Raw genomic sequence first — 19,538 nt, forward strand, 5'->3', positions numbered from 1 at the left:
CAGCTCCCGAAGGCGCAAGCCCCCAAAGTGATTTTCTTCGGGGCGGAAGACTTGGGGCGGCCCGGCGTTTCCTGAAAGGACAAGACAATGAACCAGATGAATCCCGCCTTTGTGATGCCCGACGTGCAAAGCACGCCCGACACCCGCCAGATCCCGATTCAACGGGTTGGCGTGAAGGCCGTGCGCCATCCTTTGACAGTGCGCACGCAAGCCGGCGAGGTTCAGCCGACGGTCGGCACATGGAATCTCGACGTGCATTTGCCGGCTGACCAGAAAGGCACGCACATGTCGCGTTTCGTCGCGTTGCTCGAAGAGAACAAGGCGCCGCTGGAGCCCGCAACGTTCCGCACCATGCTCGTCGCGATGCTCGAAAAGCTCGAAGCCGAGGCGGGCCGCATCGAAGTGTCTTTCCCTTACTTCGTGAACAAGACCGCACCTGTGTCGGGTGTGCAAAGTCTGCTGGACTACGAAGTCACGTTGACGGGTGAGACCCGCAACGGCGCAACGCGTCTGTTCCTGCAAGTGCAGGTGCCGGTTACCAGCCTCTGCCCGTGTTCGAAGAAGATCTCGCAGTACGGCGCGCATAACCAGCGCTCGCACGTCACGATCAACGCCGAGCTGGCCGGCGACGTCGCCGTGGAAGAGCTGATCCGTATCGCCGAAGAAGAAGCCTCGTGCGAACTGTGGGGCTTGCTCAAGCGCCCGGACGAGAAGTTCGTCACCGAGCGCGCCTACGAAAATCCGAAGTTCGTCGAAGACCTGGTGCGCGACGTCGCGCAGCGTCTGAATGCGGACGAGCGGATCGTCGCCTATGTGCTCGAAGCCGAGAACTTCGAGTCGATTCACAATCACAGCGCCTATGCGGTGATAGAGCGGGATAAGCGCGCCGGTTGATGCGCGTGTTTGCCGACTGCATGAAAAAGCCGCTTCTTGAAGCGGCTTTTTCAATTCAACGATGACGGCACTCAGCGTGCGAGGGACGTCAGATCCCAGCGTGGTTTCACCGTAAACGCGTAGTCCTTGCCCGACTGATCCGGCCAGCGTTGCAGGCGCAAAGCGCCGGCCAGCGCGATCATCGCGCCGTTGTCCGTGCATAGCGACAAGTCCGGATAGTGCACGTAGAAATTGCGTTTCTTCGCGGCGGCAGACAGCGCCTCGCGCAGTTGCCGGTTCGCGCCGACGCCGCCCGCGACGACCAGCCGGTTGAGTTTGGTTTTCTTGAGCGCCGCCAGCGACTTCGCGGCCAGCACGTCGACCGCCGCGTCGACGAAACCGCGCGCCAGATCGGCTTTCGCCTGCTCACAGATGTTGGCGCCGCCAAGCTTCTTGGCGTGCGTAAGGACAGCGGTTTTCAGGCCGCTGAAGCTGAAATCGAGATCGCCGGAATGCAACATGGGGCGCGGCAGGACCACCGCGCCGGGCGTGCCGAATTCCGCCATGCGCGAGACTTCCGGGCCGCCCGGATAACCGAGGCCAAGCAGCTTGGCAGTTTTGTCGAAGGCTTCGCCGGCGGCGTCGTCCAGCGTTTCGCCGAGCGTCTCGTAGACGCCCACGTCCGTCACGCGCATCAATTGCGTATGACCGCCAGACACGAGCAGCGCGACGAACGGAAATGGCGGCGGCTCGTCCACCAGCAATGGCGAGAGCAAATGCCCTTCCAGATGATGAATGCCAATGGTCGGCTTGTCCCACGCCATGGCCAGTGCGTTGGCAACGCTCGCGCCAACCAGCAGCGCGCCCGCGAGCCCCGGGCCTTGTGTGTAGGCGATTGCGTCGATGTCGCCGCGGGCCGTGCCGGCGCGTTCCATCACCTCTTCGAGCAGCGGCAGCGCGCGCCGGATGTGATCGCGCGACGCCAGTTCCGGCACCACGCCGCCGTACTCCCGATGCATCGCAATTTGCGAATGCAGCGCGTGCGCGAGCAGGCCGCGCTCCGTGTCGTAGAGCGCGAGACCGGTTTCGTCACAGGAGCTTTCGATGCCGAGAACGAGCATGATGGGTGGGCCTGGGCGGACGCACGCGTAATGACACTGCGGCGCCCGAAAGTGAAAAAGCAAGCCTGAAAGTATAGCAGTGCGCCAGAAGGGCCGCAGACGCACAGGTACAATGCGACCGCATGGAATCCTTCGATATCGCAGTGATCGGCGCAGGCGCGGCCGGGATGATGTGCGCGGCCGTGGCCGGGCAGCTCGGCCGCCGCGTGGTGCTGATCGACCATTCGCAGCGCCTCGCGGAGAAGATCCGCATCTCCGGCGGCGGGCGTTGCAACTTCACGAATCTGTATGCCGGCCCGGCCAACTACCTGTCGGCCAACCCGCATTTTTGCCGCTCGGCGCTCGCGCGCTACACGCCGCGCGACTTCATGGCGCTGCTCAAGCGCCATCATGTGACGTGGCACGAGAAGCACAAAGGCCAGCTCTTCTGCGATCAGTCGAGCGACGCCGTCATCGACGTGCTGAAGAACGAATGCGACGCGGGCCGTGTGGCATGGCGTACGCCGCTGTCCGTGGAAGCGGTGCGGCAAGACGCGGAAGGGCGCTTCACGCTGGATACGCAGTCGGGACCGATCAGCGCGCGTGCGCTCGTGATCGCGACCGGTGGGCTATCCATTCCGAAGATCGGCGCCACGGATTTCGCCTACCGTCTTGCCAAGCAGTTCGGTCACAAGTTGATCGATACGCGCCCCGCGCTGGTCCCGCTGACCTTCGCCGCGGCGGACTGGGAGCCGTTCTCGGCGCTGTCCGGCGTCTCACTGGAAGTGCAACTCGCGACCGGCGACAAGAAGACCGGCGCGCAATTCAACGAAGATCTGCTGCTCACCCACCGCGGCCTGTCCGGCCCGGGTGTGCTGCAGATTTCGAGCTACTGGCAGCCCGGCGAGCCGATTCACATCAACCTGTTGCCCGAGCAGGACGCCACGACCGCGTTACTGGAAGCCAAGACCGGCACGAAGCGCCAGATCGCCAATCTGTTGTCCGAGTGGGTGCCGCAGCGGCTCGCCCATGTCTGGCTGGAAGCCCATCAGATTCCGGCCGAAGCCCGTGTGGCCGATTTACCGGATAAAACCCTGCGCCGGGTCGGTGAGGCCCTGTCGCGCTGGACGCTCACCCCCAACGGCACGGAAGGCTATCGCAAAGCCGAAGTGACGCGCGGCGGCGTCGACACGCGCGATCTGTCGTCATCGACGATGATGAGCGCGCGCGCGCCGGGCTTGTACTTCATCGGCGAGGCGGTGGACGTCACCGGTTGGCTGGGCGGCTACAATTTCCAGTGGGCCTGGGCCTCGGGCGTGGCCGCCGGCCAGGCGGCTGCGGAGTATGCCAGAGGGGCTTGACGGCGCTCTGGCTTTGTGAGAAAGCTCTGCTATACTCCTGAACCTTTACAAAGTTCCGTTATTGAAAAATGACGACCATCCGCGTAAAAGACAACGAGCCGTTTGAAGTTGCCATGCGCCGTTTCAAGCGCACCATGGAGAAAAACGGCTTGTTGACGGAACTTCGCGCTCGCGAGTTTTACGAAAAGCCTACGGCTGAGCGCAAGCGCAAGAAGGCGGCTGCGGTGAAGCGTCATTTCAAGCGTCTGCGTGGCCAGATGCTGCCAAAGAAGTTCTACTGATTCTGGCGTTGCCGCGGTTCCGGTCGAACGGAGCGGCGACATCCAACCGGTGACGGCACAGCAGGCGCCATCACGGAAAACACGGCCCTTCGGGCCAGTCGGCAGGGTCGCACCCACAACGCACATTGTGCCAACCCGCTTGAGGAAGCAGTCCCAAGCGGGTATTCGTGTTGATGCGGTTAGCCCGGCCGATTTTTCAAATTCCAACGCATTCAGGTGAGTGATGAGTCTCAAGGACCGTATCAACGACGATATGAAGGCCGCCATGCGGGCACGTGAAACCGAGCGTCTCGGCACGGTCCGCCTGTTGCTCGCCGCGATCAAGCAGCGCGAAGTCGACGAGCGCGTGACGCTCGACGACACCGCGATCACCGCTGTGATCGACAAGATGATCAAGCAGCGCAAAGATTCGATCAGCCAGTTCGAAGCGGCTGGCCGCACGGATCTGGCCGACAAGGAAAAGGCCGAACTGGCGATCCTGTCGGCTTATATGCCCGAACAGATGTCCGAGGCGGAGATTGTCGCCGAAGTTCAGGCGGCGGTCGCGCAAACCGGCGCAGCGGGTCCGCAGGACATGGGCAAGGTGATGGGCGTGCTCAAGCCGAAGCTGGCCGGCCGTGCGGACATGACCGCCGTCTCGGCGCAGGTCAAAGCCGCGCTCGCGAAGTAAGTTCTGTTTTTCCGGTCTGCGCGCGCCGCCGCTCGACGGGCGGCGTGCGCAGCCTTGAGCCTTTAAGGTAGCGTCATTTACTGTGATTCCTCCGTCATTCCTGCAGGACCTGCTCAACCGCGTCGATATCGTCGACGTGGTGGGCCGGTACGTGCAGTTGAAAAAAGGCGGCGCGAACTTCATGGGGCTTTGCCCGTTCCACAACGAGAAAAGCCCTTCGTTTACGGTTAGTCCGACTAAGCAGTTTTATCACTGCTTCGGTTGCGGCGCGCACGGAACGGCCATTGGTTTCCTGATGGAGCACGTCGGCTCGTCGTTTCCGGAAGCTGTCAACGAACTGGCGCAGTCGGTCGGCTTGACCGTGCCGAACGAACCTTCGCCGGGATATGGCGGCGGTTCCGGCGGCTATGCGCCGGCGGCGTCCAAAGCGGTCACCACGGCGCTTTCCGATGTCATGCAGACCGCCTGCGACTTTTACCGCAAGCAACTGCGCAGCGCGCCGGTCGCGATCCAGTATTTGAAGAAACGCGGCTTGACCGGCGAGATCGCGGCCCGTTTCGGGCTCGGCTACGCTCCGGACGGCTGGCAGAACCTCGAAGCGGCATTTCCGAACTACCGTGACGATTCGCTGGTCGAATCGGGATTGGTGATCGTCAGCGAAAAATCTGACGCACAGGGTCAGAACCGCCGGTACGACCGCTTTCGCGAGCGGATCATGTTCCCGATACGCAATGTGAAGGGGCAGGTGATTGGCTTCGGCGGCCGTGTGCTGGACGGTGGCGAGCCGAAATATTTGAATTCGCCCGAGACGCCTCTATTTAACAAGGGCAGCGAGCTGTACGGGCTGTTCGAAGCGCGCCTGGCGATTCGCGAGCAGCACTACGTGCTCGTCGTGGAAGGTTACATGGACGTGGTCGCGCTGGCCCAATTAGGGTTCCAGAACGCGGTCGCCACGCTCGGCACGGCCTGTACGCCGATTCATGTGCAGAAACTGATGCGCCAGACCGACACGGTCATCTTCAGTTTCGACGGCGATTCGGCGGGCCGGCGTGCCGCGCGTCGCGCGCTGGACGCCTGTTTGCCGCACGCGGCGGACAACCGCACTATCCGGTTCCTCTTCTTGCCGTCCGAGCACGATCCGGACAGCTACGTGCGCGAATACGGCACCGAGGCGTTCGCCGAGCAGGTCGAGCGGGCCATGCCGCTGTCGCAGTTCATGCTCAACGAGGTGCTGACCGGCAAGGAGCTGGACCAGCCGGAGGGCAAGGCCCGCGCGCTGTTCGACGCCAAGCCGCTGCTGCAGGCGTTGCCGGCCAATGCGCTGCGCGCGCAGATCATGCATATGTTCGCCGACCGGCTCGATGTGCCTTTCGACGAAGTCGCCGCGCTGTGCGAAGTCGATTCGCGCATCGCGGCGGCCGCCCGCGCCGCGCCGGCCCGAAAAGACCGGCGCAGTGTGACGGGAATCGAGGAAAAAACGCTGCGCAATCTGGTGATGCATCCGCGCACGGTGGCGGTACTGGACGAGGAGGCCGAACAGGCGCTCCTTACGGTTACGCGGCATGGCGAGCTATTCGAAGAAGTCACGACGCACGCGCGTGCGCTGGGCGATTCGGCGGAGTTTCAGTTGTTGTCCGACCTATTGCGAAACGGCGCAAACGCCCCAACTTTCGAGGAAATCTTTCGCAAAATTCTAGACTATGATGAAAATGTCCGGGATTTGCTGCTGAAAGACCCGGAGGATGCGACCGTCATCGAGGAACGGCGCGAGCAGGAACGGATCGTAGGAGAGGAGCTGAAGGCGGCGATCCTGAAGATGCGGTACGACGCATACTGCGATCGGCTAGAGCAGCTTTCGCGGCAATCGCGGCACACGCCGGAGGAATTCGCGGAGCTGTCGGAGCTCAATCGGAAGCGGGCCGACATGAAGCGCCGGCTCGGGCTGTAGGCGGAATGAAGGAAGCCTGGGTGCTATAATAAAAAGTTTCCAGCGGTTTGTTTTTAAAAGGGTTTTCCTAGCAAAGGCGAAAAGGCGATGCGATGGCAAAGACTAAAGACGCAACTGCGGGCGGCAAGAAAGCAACAGGCACGAACTCCACGGAGCAGACCAGAAAGGTCACTGAGGCCAAGTTAGTTTCTTCCGCCAGAAGAGCGTCTTCTGCCAGCATTGCACCGGGTGCAGGGAAGAAGTCCACGACCACTTCGGCTGCGCGAGCGGAGCCGGTCAGGGCGGCGAAAGTTGTAGCAGTACCGGCCACGAAGGGGTCGGGTGTCAGAAGCGCAAGGGAAGCGGCTGCCGCGCAGGACGATGCGGTAGTGCGCGAGGTTCCAGTATCCACGGTTCAACCGGCTGGCGTCCACCAGCCGCGAGTCGAGACTACAGCCGGTACGGCGAACTCCATGACGAAAAAGCTGAACGAAGTACCCGTCGATGACGACGCAACCCAAAGCGAAGAAACCCCCACGGCTGCTCCAGCCAAGGTGGAAAAGGCCAAGGCTCGCGACCGTCGTGCAAAGGAAAAAGCGCTGCTGAAAGACGCTTTCGCGTCGTCACAGCCTGGCACGGTCGAGGAACTCGAGGAGCGCCGCTCCAAACTGCGCGCGCTGATCAAGCTCGGCAAGGAGCGCGGCTTCCTCACGTACGCTGAAATCAACGACCACCTTCCGGACAACTTCACTGAGACCGAGGCGATCGAAGGCATCATCAGCACGTTCAACGACATGGGCGTGGCTGTGTACGAGCAGGCCCCGGACGCTGAAACGCTGCTGCTGAACGACAACGCGCCGGCGGCTTCTTCGGACGACGAAGTGGAAGAGGAAGCGGAAGTCGCGCTGTCCACCGTCGACTCGGAATTTGGCCGCACCACCGACCCCGTCCGCATGTACATGCGTGAAATGGGCACGGTCGAACTGCTCACGCGCGAAGGCGAAATCGAAATCGCGAAGCGGATCGAAGACGGCCTGAAGCACATGGTGATGGCCATCTCCGCATGCCCGACCACGATCGCCGACATCCTGGCGATGGCGGAGCGCGTCGCGAATGAGGAAATTCGCATCGACGAACTGGTCGACGGCCTGATCGACGCCAACGCGGAAGACGCGGACGGCTTCTCCGCGCAGGAAGCGGAAGCGATCGAGAGCGAAGACGAGGAAGTCGAAGAAGAGTCGGAAGAAGACGAGGAAGAAGACGACGGCACGGCGCAAGCCACGGCCAACGCTGCGCAGATGGAAGCGCTCAAGCGTGCGTCGCTCGAAAAATTCGCGATGATCAGCGAATGGTTCGACAAGATGCGTCGCGCGTTCGAGAAGGAAGGCTACAAGTCCAAGTCGTATCTGAAGGCGCAGGAAACGATCCAGAACGAGCTGATGACGATCCGCTTCACCGCGCGCACCGTCGAGCGTCTGTGCGACACGCTGCGCGCACAGGTGGACGAAGTGCGTCAGGTCGAGCGCCAGATCCTGCACACGGTGGTCGACAAGTGCGGCATGCCGCGTGCGGAATTCATTGCGCGTTTCCCGGGCAGCGAAACGGATCTCGAGTGGGCCGACAAGATCGTCGGTGAAGGTCACGCGTATAGCGCGATCCTCACGCGGAACATTCCGGCCATTCGCGAACAGCAGCAACGTCTGCTCGATCTGCAAGCGCGCGTCGTGCTGCCGCTGAAAGACCTGAAGGAAACCAACCGTCAGATGGCGGCGGGTGAACTGAAGGCGCGTCAGGCGAAGCGCGAAATGACCGAGGCGAACTTGCGTCTCGTGATCTCGATCGCGAAGAAGTACACGAACCGTGGTCTGCAGTTCCTCGACCTGATTCAGGAAGGCAACATTGGCCTGATGAAGGCGGTGGACAAGTTCGAATATCGCCGCGGCTACAAGTTCTCCACGTACGCAACGTGGTGGATCCGTCAGGCCATTACGCGTTCGATCGCAGACCAGGCGCGCACGATCCGGATTCCGGTTCACATGATCGAAACGATCAACAAGATGAACCGTATCTCGCGTCAGATTCTGCAGGAAACCGGTCTCGAACCGGATCCGGCAACGCTGGCCGAGAAGATGGAAATGCCCGAAGACAAGATCCGCAAGATCATGAAGATCGCGAAGGAGCCGATCTCGATGGAAACGCCGATCGGCGACGACGACGATTCCCATCTGGGCGACTTCATCGAAGACAACAACACGGTTGCACCTGCCGACGCCGCATTGCACGCCAGCATGCGCGACGTCGTGAAGGACGTGCTCGACTCGCTGACGCCGCGTGAAGCGAAAGTGCTGCGCATGCGTTTCGGTATCGAGATGAGCACCGATCACACGCTCGAAGAAGTCGGCAAGCAGTTCGACGTGACGCGTGAACGGATCCGGCAGATCGAGGCGAAGGCGCTGCGCAAGCTGCGTCACCCGAGCCGTTCGGACAAGCTGAAGTCGTTCCTCGAAGGGAATTGATCGAGGTCGGTCATTCACTACTGTAGTGACGCAGTAGTTTGAAGGAGCCTCGCGGTTGTTTCGGCGGATCGAAGCGGTTGCGAAGGCTCCTTTTTCGTGTAGTATGTCGGCCAATTAAGGTTTTAGGGCCTCTAGCTCATGCTTGGTTAGAGCAGCGGACTTAGCAACGACTCACCTAAACCGCGCAGCATGGCATGGTGAGTCATGAATGGGTTGCCTTGGGGTAAGTTAGCTCTGCTCCTCGGTAGAACTGCTCAAATTCGGGGAACCCTCTGCTGCTTTGGCGGCGTGGCAATCCCGAGCGAAGCTCTCCTGGAGAGAACGTGTAGAGACTGAACGGGCAGGTCGTAAAGACAAGAGACAGTCCAGACCACAAACCCGAAAGGGACGGTGAAAACCGTAGCTGGTAAGCATAATCCGTTGGTGCCGTGTTCGACTCACGGGAGGCCCACCAAATTCTAGAAAGCCACTCTTAGGAGTGGCTTTCTTTTTTTCGGCTTCATGCGTGATTGGCATATATGAAATGACATTCATGCTATTCACGCGGTATAGCCTTGCCTCCACAATTCTCCTCAAGCGGTTTGTGCCGCATTCAACCGGAGAGTGGAATGTTTGCAGTTACTGGTATCACAGGTCAGGTGGGTGGCGTTGTTGCTCGTGCATTGCTAGCGGCTGGAGAGGACGTTCGCGCCGTGGTTCGCAGCGCCGCGAAGGGTGCCGATTGGAATGACCAAGGTTGCGAAGTCGCTATCGCGGAGATGTCCGACACAAAAGCGCTGTGCTCCGCGTTTTCCGGAGCCGACGGCGTGTTTATCTTGCTGCCGCCGAACTTCGATCCGTCGCCGGACTTTTCGGAGTCGCGCCACCTGATCGGGACGGTGCGCGACGCATTGAAGCAAGCCAATCCGGCGAAAGTGGTCTGCCTGTCGACGATTGGCGCTCAGGCTGTCCAGCCGAACCTCTTGCAGCAACTCGGACTCATGGAGCAGGAACTGGGTTCGCTGCCCATGCCGGTCGCTTTCCTGCGCGCTGGCTGGTTCATCGAGAACGCGGCGTGGGACGTGGACCCCGCACGCACGGCGGGCGTCATCCCCAGCTTCCTGCAGCCGCTCGATAAACCGGTTCCGATGGTGGCTACCGCCGATGTCGGCAGGGTCGCCGCCAGCATGCTGCAACAGCAATGGACCGGTACGCGGATCGTTGAACTGGAAGGTCCGCGGCGTGTCACCCCAAACGATATTGCGAGTGCGTTCGCGCAGTTGCTTGGCAAGGACGTACGCATGGAGCCGGTGCCGCGTGATACGTGGCAAGCGCTCTTCAAGTCGCAGGGCATGAAAAATCCCACTCCTCGCATGCAGATGCTGGATGGCTTTAACGAGGGCTGGATCGAGTTCGAGAAGCCCGGCCAGACGATAAAAGGCAATGTGGCGCTGGAAACAGTGTTGCAGTCGCTAATCGAACGGCTTGCATGAGTGTCTGTCGGCCAACCGCTCATCGACTGCGAGCGCCGGGCCTCGCCAACGCAGTGTTGCGAGGCCGTCCAGCCAACATGACAAGACGGTAATCCAGGCGACGGAGTCCGGTAACGGCGTGCGCGCTACGATCGGTCGCTCATCCCCATCGCTCGTGCGACGTTTGAACAGGCGATGAGACGGTCCGACCACTCTGCGCGCTCAGCGCGACCCTGGAGCGTTATCCATGCCACTCCGTCATTCCGTCGCCAGCGTGGCTGCGACGATCGTTGTCACCCTCATCCTGCTGGCAGTCGGCGCGTTTCTGTTCAGTTCTTCGGGCCTTTACGACGTATCCGCAAGCTCGAAAGACAGCCCGATCATTGCATGGATGTTGCACTCGACCTATGAAGCGTCGCTACAGCATCACGCTGGTAAAGACGTGCCGCCCGGCGATCTGATGTCGCTAAAGAATATCGAGGCCGGCGCGCGCTTCTACGATTCGACCTGCGCTGCTTGCCACGGTGTGCCAGGAAAGCCGCTGAGCTTCATTGGACAGGGGATTCAGCCGGCTGCGCCGGCGCTACTCGCCGCCAGTCGCCGCAACAATCCCAAACTGATGTTCTGGGTCATCAAACATGGCGTGAACATGACGGCCATGCCGAGCTTCGGAAAGACGCAAGCTGATCAGACGATATGGCAAACGGCCGCATTTCTCTACGACGCAAGGGGCATCACTCCGGAGCAATACGAGACGCTTGTACATGGGGCGAAGTAGGGGGCTGTTTTCTTTGGCAGTCTGAACTTCACTTTCGGCCGCAATGACAGACTCGTGCACGCCATCCCAGGGATCGACGTGGCGACGAAGATGGCCGAATGGAACTGCCGAGGAAAAGCAGTCTAGTCGACGGCTACGCTCATCCCATTCGACGCCAGGCCGCTAGTGGCCGCTCGCACGATCAGCGACTGGTCGCCGTTCCGATCGACCGGGTTATCGCGGGCGATTCAGCGCCGAGTCTCCTGATGGCGCTTTCCCATGGAGTGGCACATCGTTTGCATAAGGTCGGCTTCCGGACCATATCAATAACGAGAACGACCATGCGACCCGACCACACCGCGACTGAGTTTGCCCAGACTCCATCTTTGCTCGCCACGCCGCTGGAAAGCGGCGGCGAAACCTTGCCGCAACGGCAGATCAACGCTTTCGCGCGAGTCACCTTCTGCTTCGCGTGGCTTTTCGGGCTTGAGCCTTTCCTGACGGGATCGGTCGACGAGCGGCCTCGCTCGCGACTCGATCGCCATTGACGTCACATGTTTGCGCGACATGCCGGGCCGCCCTAACAGACGTTGAAACTTTCGCCACGCAACAGGGCAATTTCTACATCGGGAAAGAGGCGAATCGAGGCGGGCTCGCAGGCCTCGAAAGGTGTCACTTTGGCGCCGAGTCGCAGGAATAGTGGTTGCGCGAGAGCGGGTGGGAGCCATTCCCAACCTCTGGACGCTCATCATGCAAACCGAGCCCACCATCGACCCCGTCGCCGACCCTGCCAACCAGCCACTCGATGAACCCGGCGAGCAGCCTCGGCCATTGCCCGACGTGCCGCCTGAAGCCGATCCGCTCGCACCGGGCGCGGCGCCCGAGGACGGAGCGGCGCTGCGTCCTTGCGAGACACGCCATAACGTCGTGGTTGGCGGTAATTAGGGAAACTCCGTGTAAAAAAACGCACGGCCGTGCCGTTTAATGGTTACGGAAGGCGGTTCGGAAGTTTGCCATCCGTTTTCAGCACGGGTTTTTGTCACGCGGCGGTCGGCGCCGCATATCACCTCCGGACAACGCCCGTGCTGAAGGCTTTCCTCCTCTTCAAGAGACGGAATGCGAAGTCGTGCCAGAAAGCGTCGGGTTGACTTGGTGTCGACGGCCTCTTGGAAGAATTCTGCCTGGACCGAGTGCCACAACGTCCATCTAACGACGTATGCCGCCCCGCTGTGGCCGACTCGCCTACAGTTCAAGCAGCCGCGCGCTCGGCGCGACCGATCCGCTTTAGCGTATAGCGTAAAAGCGGGCTATTAGATCCACTCCCTCGCAACAAGAAAGAGTTAATCGCCGAATTCAGAGGGCCAGTCATTAAGCGCGACCAAACGCGACCATATTAATTAAAATAAGTTCCCGGTTTTCTAAAATAAATTTACTCCTGCTTTCACGCATACCTTCTATTGCCTCATTTGCGAGCATTCAAACATTTTGTATTTTTTGTTTCGTTCCGACCCGATTACGTCACGCCTATTAAACGCTGTTGCATACACGCAACTGGCAATATTGAAAAGTTGCCAATTACTTATGAATAAAGCAGGTGCGACAGCCCCTTTATTTTGCGATAAGTAGTGAATAAACAAAGACTTAACGCCAGTGGTGTATGGATTGTTGCTGAATCTGGAAAATCCTGTTGTGTGAATTGCCAACATCCCTATCAGGGTGTCCCCCTACACTCACGCTTCGTTTCAAGGGTGCCCGGCCGATCCGAAACGGGTCGGTGAACAGGGCGGCAATGGGTGCAAAGCGCGCTTTGCCGAGGCAGTTCCCGCTCCCCGCGTAAATTTATCGAACAGGAGTCCCAGCATGAAAAAGAGTCTCATCGTCGTTGCGGTCGCCGCATCGTTCGCTTCCGTCGCTCACGCACAAAGCAGCGTGACCCTGTATGGTCTGCTCGACGCTGGCCTGACGTACACCAGCAACGTCAACCACAACTCGAAGTGGGCCGCTGGTAGCGGTGGCATCAACCAAAGCATGTTCGGTCTGCGCGGTTCGGAAGATCTGGGCGGCGGTCTGAAGGCAATCTTCACGTTGGAAAGCGGCTTCAACATCAACAACGGCAAGTTCGCTAACAACAACGGCATGTTCAACCGTCAAGCGTTCGTCGGTCTGTCGAGCGCGCAATTCGGTACGGTCACGCTGGGTCGTCAATACGACGCAGCTCAAGACTACCTGGCACCGCTGACCGCAACGGGCAGCTGGGGCGGTACGTACTTCGCGCACCCGTTCAACAACGACAACCTGAACACGAACGGCGGCTACGCAGTCAACAACTCGATCAAGTACTCGAGCGCTAACTACGCTGGCTTCACGTTCGGCGGCACGTATGGCTTCTCGAACCAGGCTGGCGCATTCGCAAACAACCGCGAATACAGCGTTGGTGCTGCATACCAGTGGCAGGGTCTGCACCTGGGCGCTGCATACGCACAGCAGAACAACCCGGGCGCCGGCAACAACGGCGCTTCGGATAGCTCGTACGTCAACGCACTGGCAGGCAACGTCGGCAACTTCCGTCAACGTGAATTCGGCGTCGCTGGTTCGTATGCATTCGGCCCGGCAACCGTCGGTCTGGCATGGACGCAATCGCGTTCGGACAACTTCGTGGGCGGTCAGCAATCGCTGCGCGCTAACAACTACGAAGTCAACGGCAAGTACAACCTGACGCCGGCTCTGGGTCTGGGCGTTGCTTACACGTTCACGGACGGCAAGGGCTACGGCGTTGGCGCGAACGGTGGTTCGGAGTCGGTGCGTTACCACCAGATCGGCGTGCAGGCTGACTACTCGCTGTCGCGTCGTACGGACGTCTACGCTCAAGCCGTGTACCAGCACGCAATGGGCGACGGCGGTGTGGCTTCGATCTACAGCGGCGACAACACGCAACTGCCGTCGTCGTCGAAGAACCAGACGGCTGCTACGGTCGGTCTGCGTCACCGCTTCTAAGCTTCAGCAGAAGCCGGTTGTACAAAAAGGTGCCGTTCGCGGCACCTTTTTTTATGCGCCGGCGATTCGCTGGCCGGCACCCGGTATCAATGCCTGATGCCGCACACCTTGCCCGGCCCCGACGGCCGTATGCTGTTCCAAGACTCGTCTCGCATTTTCTGACGATTGCGCCTCGCCATCTGACAAGAGTTAACCTTCGCGAAAGCCTGCCTGGGGTAATCTCAAATTCATTGATGGATAGACCCTATTTCGTGACGGCGCCAGCACGCGTCCTGCGGTGGTGCCTTCTAACCGCATGAATACTTCCGCTTCGAAGTCGCAGCCTCATCCGCCGCCCGCTTACGATCTCACCGACGAGCAATGGCGCCGCATCGTGCCGCTGCTGCCCGAAATGAAGGAGCACGGGCCCCGGCGCGGTCGCCCCTGCATCGATATCCGCTGGGTGGTGAATAGCGTGATGTGGGTGCTGCACGCGCGCGCGCCATGGAGCGCCATGCCGAAGGGCTACGCGCCGTATCAGACTGCGCATCGCTACTACTTGCGCTGGAAAAAGTCTGGCGTGCTGGCCAACATCGTTCTCGCGCTGTTCGAGACCGATACGCTCCTGGAGCGGCCCGTCACGCGCCGAGGCGGTGTGCGTGCCGCGTAGACGGCAGTTTTCGCAATGACAAACAGAAAGGCTGTCACCGGTTTCCCGGTGACAGCCTTTTTGAAACGCAACCGGCCTGAAGGTCCGCGGGTCTGTCAGTGCGTGACTCGATCACGCAGGCTGTTCGACCCTGAACACCGCCACGGCATCCCGGAGCCGATCCGTCTGCTCATCGAGGGAGCCCGCCGCGGCTGCGGCCTGTTCCACGAGTGCGGCATTGCGCTGCGTCACATCGTCCATCTGGCGAATCGCGAGATTGACTTCGCCGATACCTGAGCTCTGTTCCTTCGAAGCCGCCGAGATCTCGTTCATGATGGCCGTCACGCGGCGCACCGCGTCGACCACCTCGCCGATCGTGCTGCCGGCCCTGCCCGCGAGCGCCGAGCCCTCGCCGACTTGCGCGACCGACTGATCGATCAGCACTTTGATCTCCTTGGCTGCCGTCGCGCTGCGCTGCGCGAGATTGCGCACCTCGCCCGCGACCACCGCGAAGCCGCGGCCTTCTTCGCCGGCGCGCGCGGCTTCCACCGCGGCGTTCAGCGCCAGAATATTGGTCTGAAAGGCGATACCCTCGATCACGCTGATAATCTCGCCGATCTTGCTCGAACTATCGGTGATACCCGCCATCTTCTCGACCACGTCGTTGACCACCTGGCCGCCGCGGGCGGCGATGTTCGACGCGTCGCGCGCCAGTTCCGATGCGGTCGCCGCATTGTCGGCGTTCTGCGTGACGGTTTTGGTGAGCTGGTCCATGCTGGCGGCGGTCTGCTGCAACGAAGCGGCCTGCTCTTCGGTGCGGCTCGACAGATCCAGATTGCCTGCGGCGATTTCCTTCGACGCGGTGGTGATCGTCTCCGCCGAGGTCTTGATGCGCGCGACTGTCGACGCAAGTTGATTGCGCATCTCACGCAGTGAGAACAGCAAGCTCGAGGTGTCGTCGCGGCGCAGGTCGATGCGGGTGGCGAGATCGCCGCGGGCGATCTGCATGGCGATCGCGGCGGCTGTGGCGGGCTCGCCGCCAATCGAGCGCGACACGCTGCGCACCACGCGCGAAGCGACGAAAGACACGATCACGCCCAATACCACCAGCATGCCCGCCGAGCGCGTGAGCGTCGCGTAGAACTGTGCCTGAATGTCGTCCATATAGGCGCCGGCGATGAAATCCCAACCCCAAGGCGCGAAGCGCTTCACATAGCCGATCTTTTCGCTGGGCGTCGTTTCGCCGGGCTTCGGCCACCAGTAGCGCAGGTAACCGGCGCCGCCCGCCGAGGCGCCGGTATGGGCGATGTCCTGATACAGCGCGTTGCCTTTGGCGTCGCGAAAGCCGCTCATGTCCTTGCCGTTCAGCTTCGGGCTCATTGGATGGTCGATCATGACCGAATCGCTGCGCACGATCGTCACGTAGCCGGATGCGCCGTAGCGCTGCGCGCTGACGCGGGCAATCGCCTGTTGCTTTGCTTCGTCGACGGAGAGCTTGCCGGCGTCGGCCTGTTTCGCATAGTCCGCGACGATCGATATCGCCATATCGGTGACATCGGCCAGATCCGCGCGCCGTGCGTCCATTTGCGCGTTACGCGCTTCGTACGCATTCACGACGGTCACGATCAGGAGCGCAGCCCAGCACAGCAGCAACGGCACCCACAGTTTCTGTTTCAGTGTCAGACGGTTCATTATCGGATTCGACAATACGTTGAGCTCGGAATAGGGAGGGCTGCAATCTACGCTGCATAGCTCGCATAACGGCGCGCGCGGCGCTTTCTTGATCCGGTTGCTCAAAAAACGGGCTGACGGATGGGCTGACAGACGGGGTGGCCGCGCGTCGGCGGCGCCCGGAGATGGCATGGCCGCGGGTTCGGCCGGAGGTTGGCGCTAGATCTGCTCGCGGCCGAACGCGCTCAGGCGCTCAAGGTCGAGTACATGAATCTGGTTGTAGGAGAGGCGCAAAATCTGCAGTCGTTCGAGGTTTTGCAGCGCCTGATTGATCCGCTGACGCGAGACGCCCGCCAGCAAGCCGACTTCTTCCTGCGAAATGGCCAGCGTGCGGCCGGTATCGGGATAGAGGTCCGGGTTGAACAGCTGCGCGAGCGACTGTGCGACGCGCGCGTCGACATCGAGCAGCCGGCTATTCTGGATCGACGCGATGAACTCGCCCATGCGGTTGTTCAGCTGCCGGATCACGAAGCCTGTGAACGGCAGGCTCGACTCCAGCAGCGCGTGGAACGTATCCGACGGCACGAACATGACGAGCGAAGGTTGGATCGCCGCGACGTCGTATTTGCGCAGTTCGCGCTTGATCACGCTGCCTTCTCCGAACCAGCCGCCCGGCGGCACGCCGGACAGCGTGCAGCTGCGTCCGGAAGCGTTGTAGATGGCCAGCTTGAGAAGGCCGGAATGCACGCCGATCCAGTAATCCGAGGGTTCCTGGCGGCGCGCGATCCACGCGCCGCCTTCCAGATGCTCGGCATGCGCGCTGGCGATCACCATGGCCTGATGCTCCGCGGCGAGCGCCCGAAACCACGCGCAAGTGGCGAACAGGGCCGGCAGGTCGGCGCGCGCAACCCGTTCCAGCCGGTTCGGACGGGCATCTGCGGGAGCGATGAGCGGGGCGTCGTTCATGGCGAATGGCGGGATCGATGGGGACTTATTGATCGAATCGAGGTTCGAAAGCGCCAGGGCGTGCCACTCTGTCATTTGAATGACAGACAGTTCACCATGACCATTGTTAGCCTAGTTTATCAATCAGAATAGTTGATGGCGCGGCGAGCGCCTCAGGAGACAACGCGATGAAACATATGTTCGAAGCAGGCCTTGAGCGCCGTGAAGCCAATAATGTCCCGCTGACGCCGATCGATTTCATCGTTCGCGCGGCAGAAGTCTACGGTGAGCGGCTCGCAGTCGTCCATGGGGAGATTCGCCGCAACTGGCGCGAAACCTACGAGCGCGCCCGGCGGCTGGCCAGTGCGTTGGAGCGCGCCGGCATCGAGCGCGGCGATACGGTCGCGGCCTTGCTCCCCAACATTCCTCCGATGATAGAAGCACACTTCGGCGTCCCCATGGCCGGCGCCGTACTCAATACGCTGAATACGCGGCTCGACATTTCGTCGCTGTTGTTCATGCTGCGTCACGGCGAAGCCAAGGCGCTGATCGTCGATACGGAATATGGCGAGTTCGCGCATCGCGCCGCGCTCGAATTCCCGAACCTGCGCGTGATCAGCGTGGCGGACGCAATGCCTGCCGACGCCGATCAATTTATCCGAGCAACAGACTACGAAGCGTTCCTGCAATCCGGCGACCCCGAATTCGCGTGGACCATGCCTCGCGACGAATGGGACGCCATTGCGCTGAACTACACCTCGGGTACGACAGGCGATCCGAAGGGCGTGGTTTATCACCATCGCGGCGCCTATCTGAATGCGGTGAGCAATATCCTCGAGTGGGATATGCCCAAGCACGCGATTTATCTCTGGACCTTGCCGCTCTTCCACTGCAACGGTTGGTGTTTTCCATGGACGGTGGCCGCGCGTGCCGGCGTCAATGTCTGCCTGCGCAAGTTCGATGCGAAGACGGTGTTCGATCTGATTCGCCGCGAAGGCATCACGCATTACTGCGGCGCACCGATCGTGCAGAGCGCGCTTGCAAACGCGCCGGCCGAATGGCGCGAGGGCATCACGCAGCGCGTGTCGACCATGGTGGCGGGTGCGGCGCCCGCGCCGGCGGTGATTGCGAAGATGAAGGAGATCGGTTTCGATCTCACGCACGTGTACGGACTCACCGAGACTTACGGGCCGGCTGCAGTCTGCGCGAAACAGGAAGAGTGGGATACGCTCGACGACGCCGAGCGCGCCGAACTGAACGCGCGCCAAGGCGTGCGCTACCACTTGCAGGCAGCGGTGACCGTGCTCGACCCGCAGACGCTGGCGCCCGTTCCCAACGATGGCGAGACGATCGGCGAGATCATGTTTCGCGGCAACATCTGCATGAAGGGCTATCTGAAGAACGAGCGCGCGACGGAAGCGGCCTTCGAAGGCGGCTGGTTCCATACGGGCGATCTCGGCGTACGGATGCCCGATGGCTATATCCGCATTCGCGACCGCAGCAAGGACATCATCATTTCAGGCGGCGAGAACATCTCGAGCATTGAGCTCGAAGACACGCTGTATCGTCATCCTGCGGTCGCGGTTGCGGCCGTGGTGGCGATGGACGATCCGAAATGGGGTGAGGTGCCCTGCGCCTTTATCGAGCTCAGGGAAGGGGCTCAGGTGAGCGCGGAAGAGATCATTGCGCACTGCCGGCTATTTCTTGCGGGATACAAGTTGCCGAAAGCGGTGCGCTTCGGCGAATTGCCGAAGACATCGACGGGAAAAATTCAGAAGTTCGAACTACGCGCGCGCATCAAGAGCGAAGAAAACCGGTAACCGAGTCGCGCGTTCGATGGTGTGGCGTGCCGAATGGCACGCCAGCGCCGTTAGTTCATGCCGCAGACGAACGCGCATGAGCGCACGGATGATGTGCGCCTCATCGCGCAGGTTCGCATGCCTGTCGCGAGCTTAGCCGCGCGTGTCGACCCAGTGACGAGCCCAGCGTGCCGAGTGCTGCAAGGCCTGTTCTTCGTTCGTGAAGTAATCGAGCGAATAGAACTGGTAGCGCCCTTCGGCACGCGCGCTGTCGGCGCGTTCGAGCAGCAGATTGGATGAAAATGTGCCATCGGGCAAACGGTGCGCCGAGGGTTTGACGGCATAGCCGTTGTAGTGATGAATATGTTTGTTTTGCATTTTAATAATTGTCGAGTGCGCGCCTGCCTTGCGGACTCATGTGCGAGTCGCGCGGCCAAGCTGATTCAAGCCATTGCGAGCCGAATCCTGACGCAGTCGGAAAGCGAAAAATGGGCGTTGAAGCCGGAGGGGAGAATGAGGTGCAACGAGGCGTTTGGCGCTTAGGCAAGCTGCTTGAATGGCATGC

The 19,538-nt window shown here is 61.0% G+C and carries 17 protein-coding genes; 13 read left to right on the forward strand and 4 right to left on the reverse strand.

Going from position 1 to position 19,538, the window contains the following annotated elements:
* Positions 1 to 87 precede the first annotated feature (87 nt).
* Positions 88 to 894, forward strand: a complete 807-nt coding sequence (gene folE2 / locus P0D70_RS06470) for a GTP cyclohydrolase FolE2 (protein WP_408183674.1) — start codon at positions 88 to 90, stop codon at positions 892 to 894.
* A 71-nt stretch (positions 895 to 965) separates the two neighbouring features.
* On the opposite strand, the gene tsaD is transcribed toward folE2, so the two are convergent.
* Positions 966 to 1,994, reverse strand: coding sequence for a tRNA (adenosine(37)-N6)-threonylcarbamoyltransferase complex transferase subunit TsaD (tsaD, locus tag P0D70_RS06475; protein WP_408183676.1), 1,029 nt, complete (start codon positions 1,992 to 1,994; stop codon positions 966 to 968).
* 122 nt (positions 1,995 to 2,116) lie between these two features.
* Here tsaD and P0D70_RS06480 point away from each other — a divergent pair, with 122 nt between their 5' ends.
* From P0D70_RS06480 to P0D70_RS06530, 11 genes are all read left to right on the forward strand, one after another.
* Positions 2,117 to 3,334: a BaiN/RdsA family NAD(P)/FAD-dependent oxidoreductase gene (locus P0D70_RS06480; RefSeq protein ID WP_091804711.1), complete on the forward strand. Its 1,218-nt coding sequence runs from the start codon at positions 2,117 to 2,119 to the stop codon at positions 3,332 to 3,334.
* A 68-nt stretch (positions 3,335 to 3,402) separates the two neighbouring features.
* Entirely contained in the window at positions 3,403 to 3,615 is a 213-nt protein-coding gene (gene rpsU / locus P0D70_RS06485; RefSeq protein WP_028196180.1) for a 30S ribosomal protein S21, read from the forward strand.
* Positions 3,616 to 3,838: 223 nt separating this feature from the next.
* Complete coding sequence (locus P0D70_RS06490) at positions 3,839 to 4,285, forward strand: GatB/YqeY domain-containing protein (protein WP_091804708.1); 447 nt, start codon at positions 3,839 to 3,841, stop codon at positions 4,283 to 4,285.
* Between the two features lie 82 nt (positions 4,286 to 4,367).
* On the forward strand, positions 4,368 to 6,233 hold the full coding sequence (gene dnaG, locus P0D70_RS06495; RefSeq protein ID WP_091804703.1) for a DNA primase: 1,866 nt from the start codon (positions 4,368 to 4,370) through the stop codon (positions 6,231 to 6,233).
* Positions 6,234 to 6,325: 92 nt separating this feature from the next.
* Positions 6,326 to 8,728 (forward strand): RNA polymerase sigma factor RpoD, encoded by a 2,403-nt coding sequence (rpoD, locus tag P0D70_RS06500; RefSeq protein ID WP_408183680.1) that lies wholly within the window; start codon positions 6,326 to 6,328, stop codon positions 8,726 to 8,728.
* A 608-nt stretch (positions 8,729 to 9,336) separates the two neighbouring features.
* Positions 9,337 to 10,200 (forward strand): NmrA family NAD(P)-binding protein, encoded by an 864-nt coding sequence (locus tag P0D70_RS06505; protein WP_408183682.1) that lies wholly within the window; start codon positions 9,337 to 9,339, stop codon positions 10,198 to 10,200.
* 226 nt (positions 10,201 to 10,426) lie between these two features.
* Positions 10,427 to 10,957: a c-type cytochrome gene (locus P0D70_RS06510; protein ID WP_408183684.1), complete on the forward strand. Its 531-nt coding sequence runs from the start codon at positions 10,427 to 10,429 to the stop codon at positions 10,955 to 10,957.
* Positions 10,958 to 11,055: 98 nt separating this feature from the next.
* A complete protein-coding gene (locus P0D70_RS06515; protein ID WP_408183686.1) occupies positions 11,056 to 11,484 on the forward strand; it encodes a hypothetical protein in 429 nt (142 codons plus the stop codon).
* A gap of 202 nt (positions 11,485 to 11,686) precedes the next feature.
* On the forward strand, positions 11,687 to 11,881 hold the full coding sequence (locus P0D70_RS06520; protein WP_408183688.1) for a hypothetical protein: 195 nt from the start codon (positions 11,687 to 11,689) through the stop codon (positions 11,879 to 11,881).
* A gap of 915 nt (positions 11,882 to 12,796) precedes the next feature.
* Entirely contained in the window at positions 12,797 to 13,930 is a 1,134-nt protein-coding gene (locus P0D70_RS06525) for a porin (RefSeq protein ID WP_091804688.1), read from the forward strand.
* Positions 13,931 to 14,225: 295 nt separating this feature from the next.
* A complete protein-coding gene (locus P0D70_RS06530; RefSeq protein ID WP_408183690.1) occupies positions 14,226 to 14,579 on the forward strand; it encodes a transposase in 354 nt (117 codons plus the stop codon).
* 111 nt (positions 14,580 to 14,690) lie between these two features.
* On the opposite strand, the gene P0D70_RS06535 is transcribed toward P0D70_RS06530, so the two are convergent.
* Complete coding sequence (locus P0D70_RS06535; RefSeq protein WP_408183692.1) at positions 14,691 to 16,250, reverse strand: methyl-accepting chemotaxis protein; 1,560 nt, start codon at positions 16,248 to 16,250, stop codon at positions 14,691 to 14,693.
* Positions 16,251 to 16,448: 198 nt separating this feature from the next.
* The gene (locus P0D70_RS06540) at positions 16,449 to 17,195 is read right to left on the reverse strand and encodes a Crp/Fnr family transcriptional regulator (protein ID WP_091808992.1); all 747 of its coding nucleotides are present in this window, start codon (positions 17,193 to 17,195) and stop codon (positions 16,449 to 16,451) included.
* Positions 17,196 to 17,362: 167 nt separating this feature from the next.
* Between P0D70_RS06540 and P0D70_RS06545 the strand changes: the two genes are divergently transcribed.
* Positions 17,363 to 18,994, forward strand: a complete 1,632-nt coding sequence (locus P0D70_RS06545; RefSeq protein ID WP_408183695.1) for an acyl-CoA synthetase — start codon at positions 17,363 to 17,365, stop codon at positions 18,992 to 18,994.
* A gap of 132 nt (positions 18,995 to 19,126) precedes the next feature.
* Here the strand turns inward: P0D70_RS06545 and P0D70_RS06550 are convergent, their stop codons facing one another.
* Positions 19,127 to 19,351 carry a hypothetical protein gene (locus P0D70_RS06550; protein ID WP_091804673.1) on the reverse strand — a complete coding sequence of 75 codons (225 nt, stop codon included), beginning with the start codon at positions 19,349 to 19,351 and terminating at the stop codon, positions 19,127 to 19,129.
* Positions 19,352 to 19,538: the final 187 nt, after the last annotated feature.

The organism is Paraburkholderia sp. RL17-381-BIF-C (assembly GCF_046026435.1).
GTDB lineage: Bacteria > Pseudomonadota > Gammaproteobacteria > Burkholderiales > Burkholderiaceae > Paraburkholderia.

Coding starts and splice junctions, on each gene's coding strand:
- folE2 (WP_408183674.1), top strand. CDS start 88: ATGAACCAGATGAATCCCGCCTTTGTGATGCCCGACGTGCAAAGCACG.
- tsaD (WP_408183676.1), bottom strand. CDS start 1,994: ATGCTCGTTCTCGGCATCGAAAGCTCCTGTGACGAAACCGGTCTCGCG.
- P0D70_RS06480 (WP_091804711.1), top strand. CDS start 2,117: ATGGAATCCTTCGATATCGCAGTGATCGGCGCAGGCGCGGCCGGGATG.
- rpsU (WP_028196180.1), top strand. CDS start 3,403: ATGACGACCATCCGCGTAAAAGACAACGAGCCGTTTGAAGTTGCCATG.
- P0D70_RS06490 (WP_091804708.1), top strand. CDS start 3,839: ATGAGTCTCAAGGACCGTATCAACGACGATATGAAGGCCGCCATGCGG.
- rpoD (WP_408183680.1), top strand. CDS start 6,326: ATGGCAAAGACTAAAGACGCAACTGCGGGCGGCAAGAAAGCAACAGGC.
- P0D70_RS06505 (WP_408183682.1), top strand. CDS start 9,337: ATGTTTGCAGTTACTGGTATCACAGGTCAGGTGGGTGGCGTTGTTGCT.
- P0D70_RS06510 (WP_408183684.1), top strand. CDS start 10,427: ATGCCACTCCGTCATTCCGTCGCCAGCGTGGCTGCGACGATCGTTGTC.
- P0D70_RS06515 (WP_408183686.1), top strand. CDS start 11,056: ATGGAACTGCCGAGGAAAAGCAGTCTAGTCGACGGCTACGCTCATCCC.
- P0D70_RS06520 (WP_408183688.1), top strand. CDS start 11,687: ATGCAAACCGAGCCCACCATCGACCCCGTCGCCGACCCTGCCAACCAG.
- P0D70_RS06525 (WP_091804688.1), top strand. CDS start 12,797: ATGAAAAAGAGTCTCATCGTCGTTGCGGTCGCCGCATCGTTCGCTTCC.
- P0D70_RS06530 (WP_408183690.1), top strand. CDS start 14,226: ATGAATACTTCCGCTTCGAAGTCGCAGCCTCATCCGCCGCCCGCTTAC.
- P0D70_RS06535 (WP_408183692.1), bottom strand. CDS start 16,250: ATGAACCGTCTGACACTGAAACAGAAACTGTGGGTGCCGTTGCTGCTG.
- P0D70_RS06540 (WP_091808992.1), bottom strand. CDS start 17,195: ATGAACGACGCCCCGCTCATCGCTCCCGCAGATGCCCGTCCGAACCGG.
- P0D70_RS06545 (WP_408183695.1), top strand. CDS start 17,363: ATGAAACATATGTTCGAAGCAGGCCTTGAGCGCCGTGAAGCCAATAAT.
- P0D70_RS06550 (WP_091804673.1), bottom strand. CDS start 19,351: ATGCAAAACAAACATATTCATCACTACAACGGCTATGCCGTCAAACCC.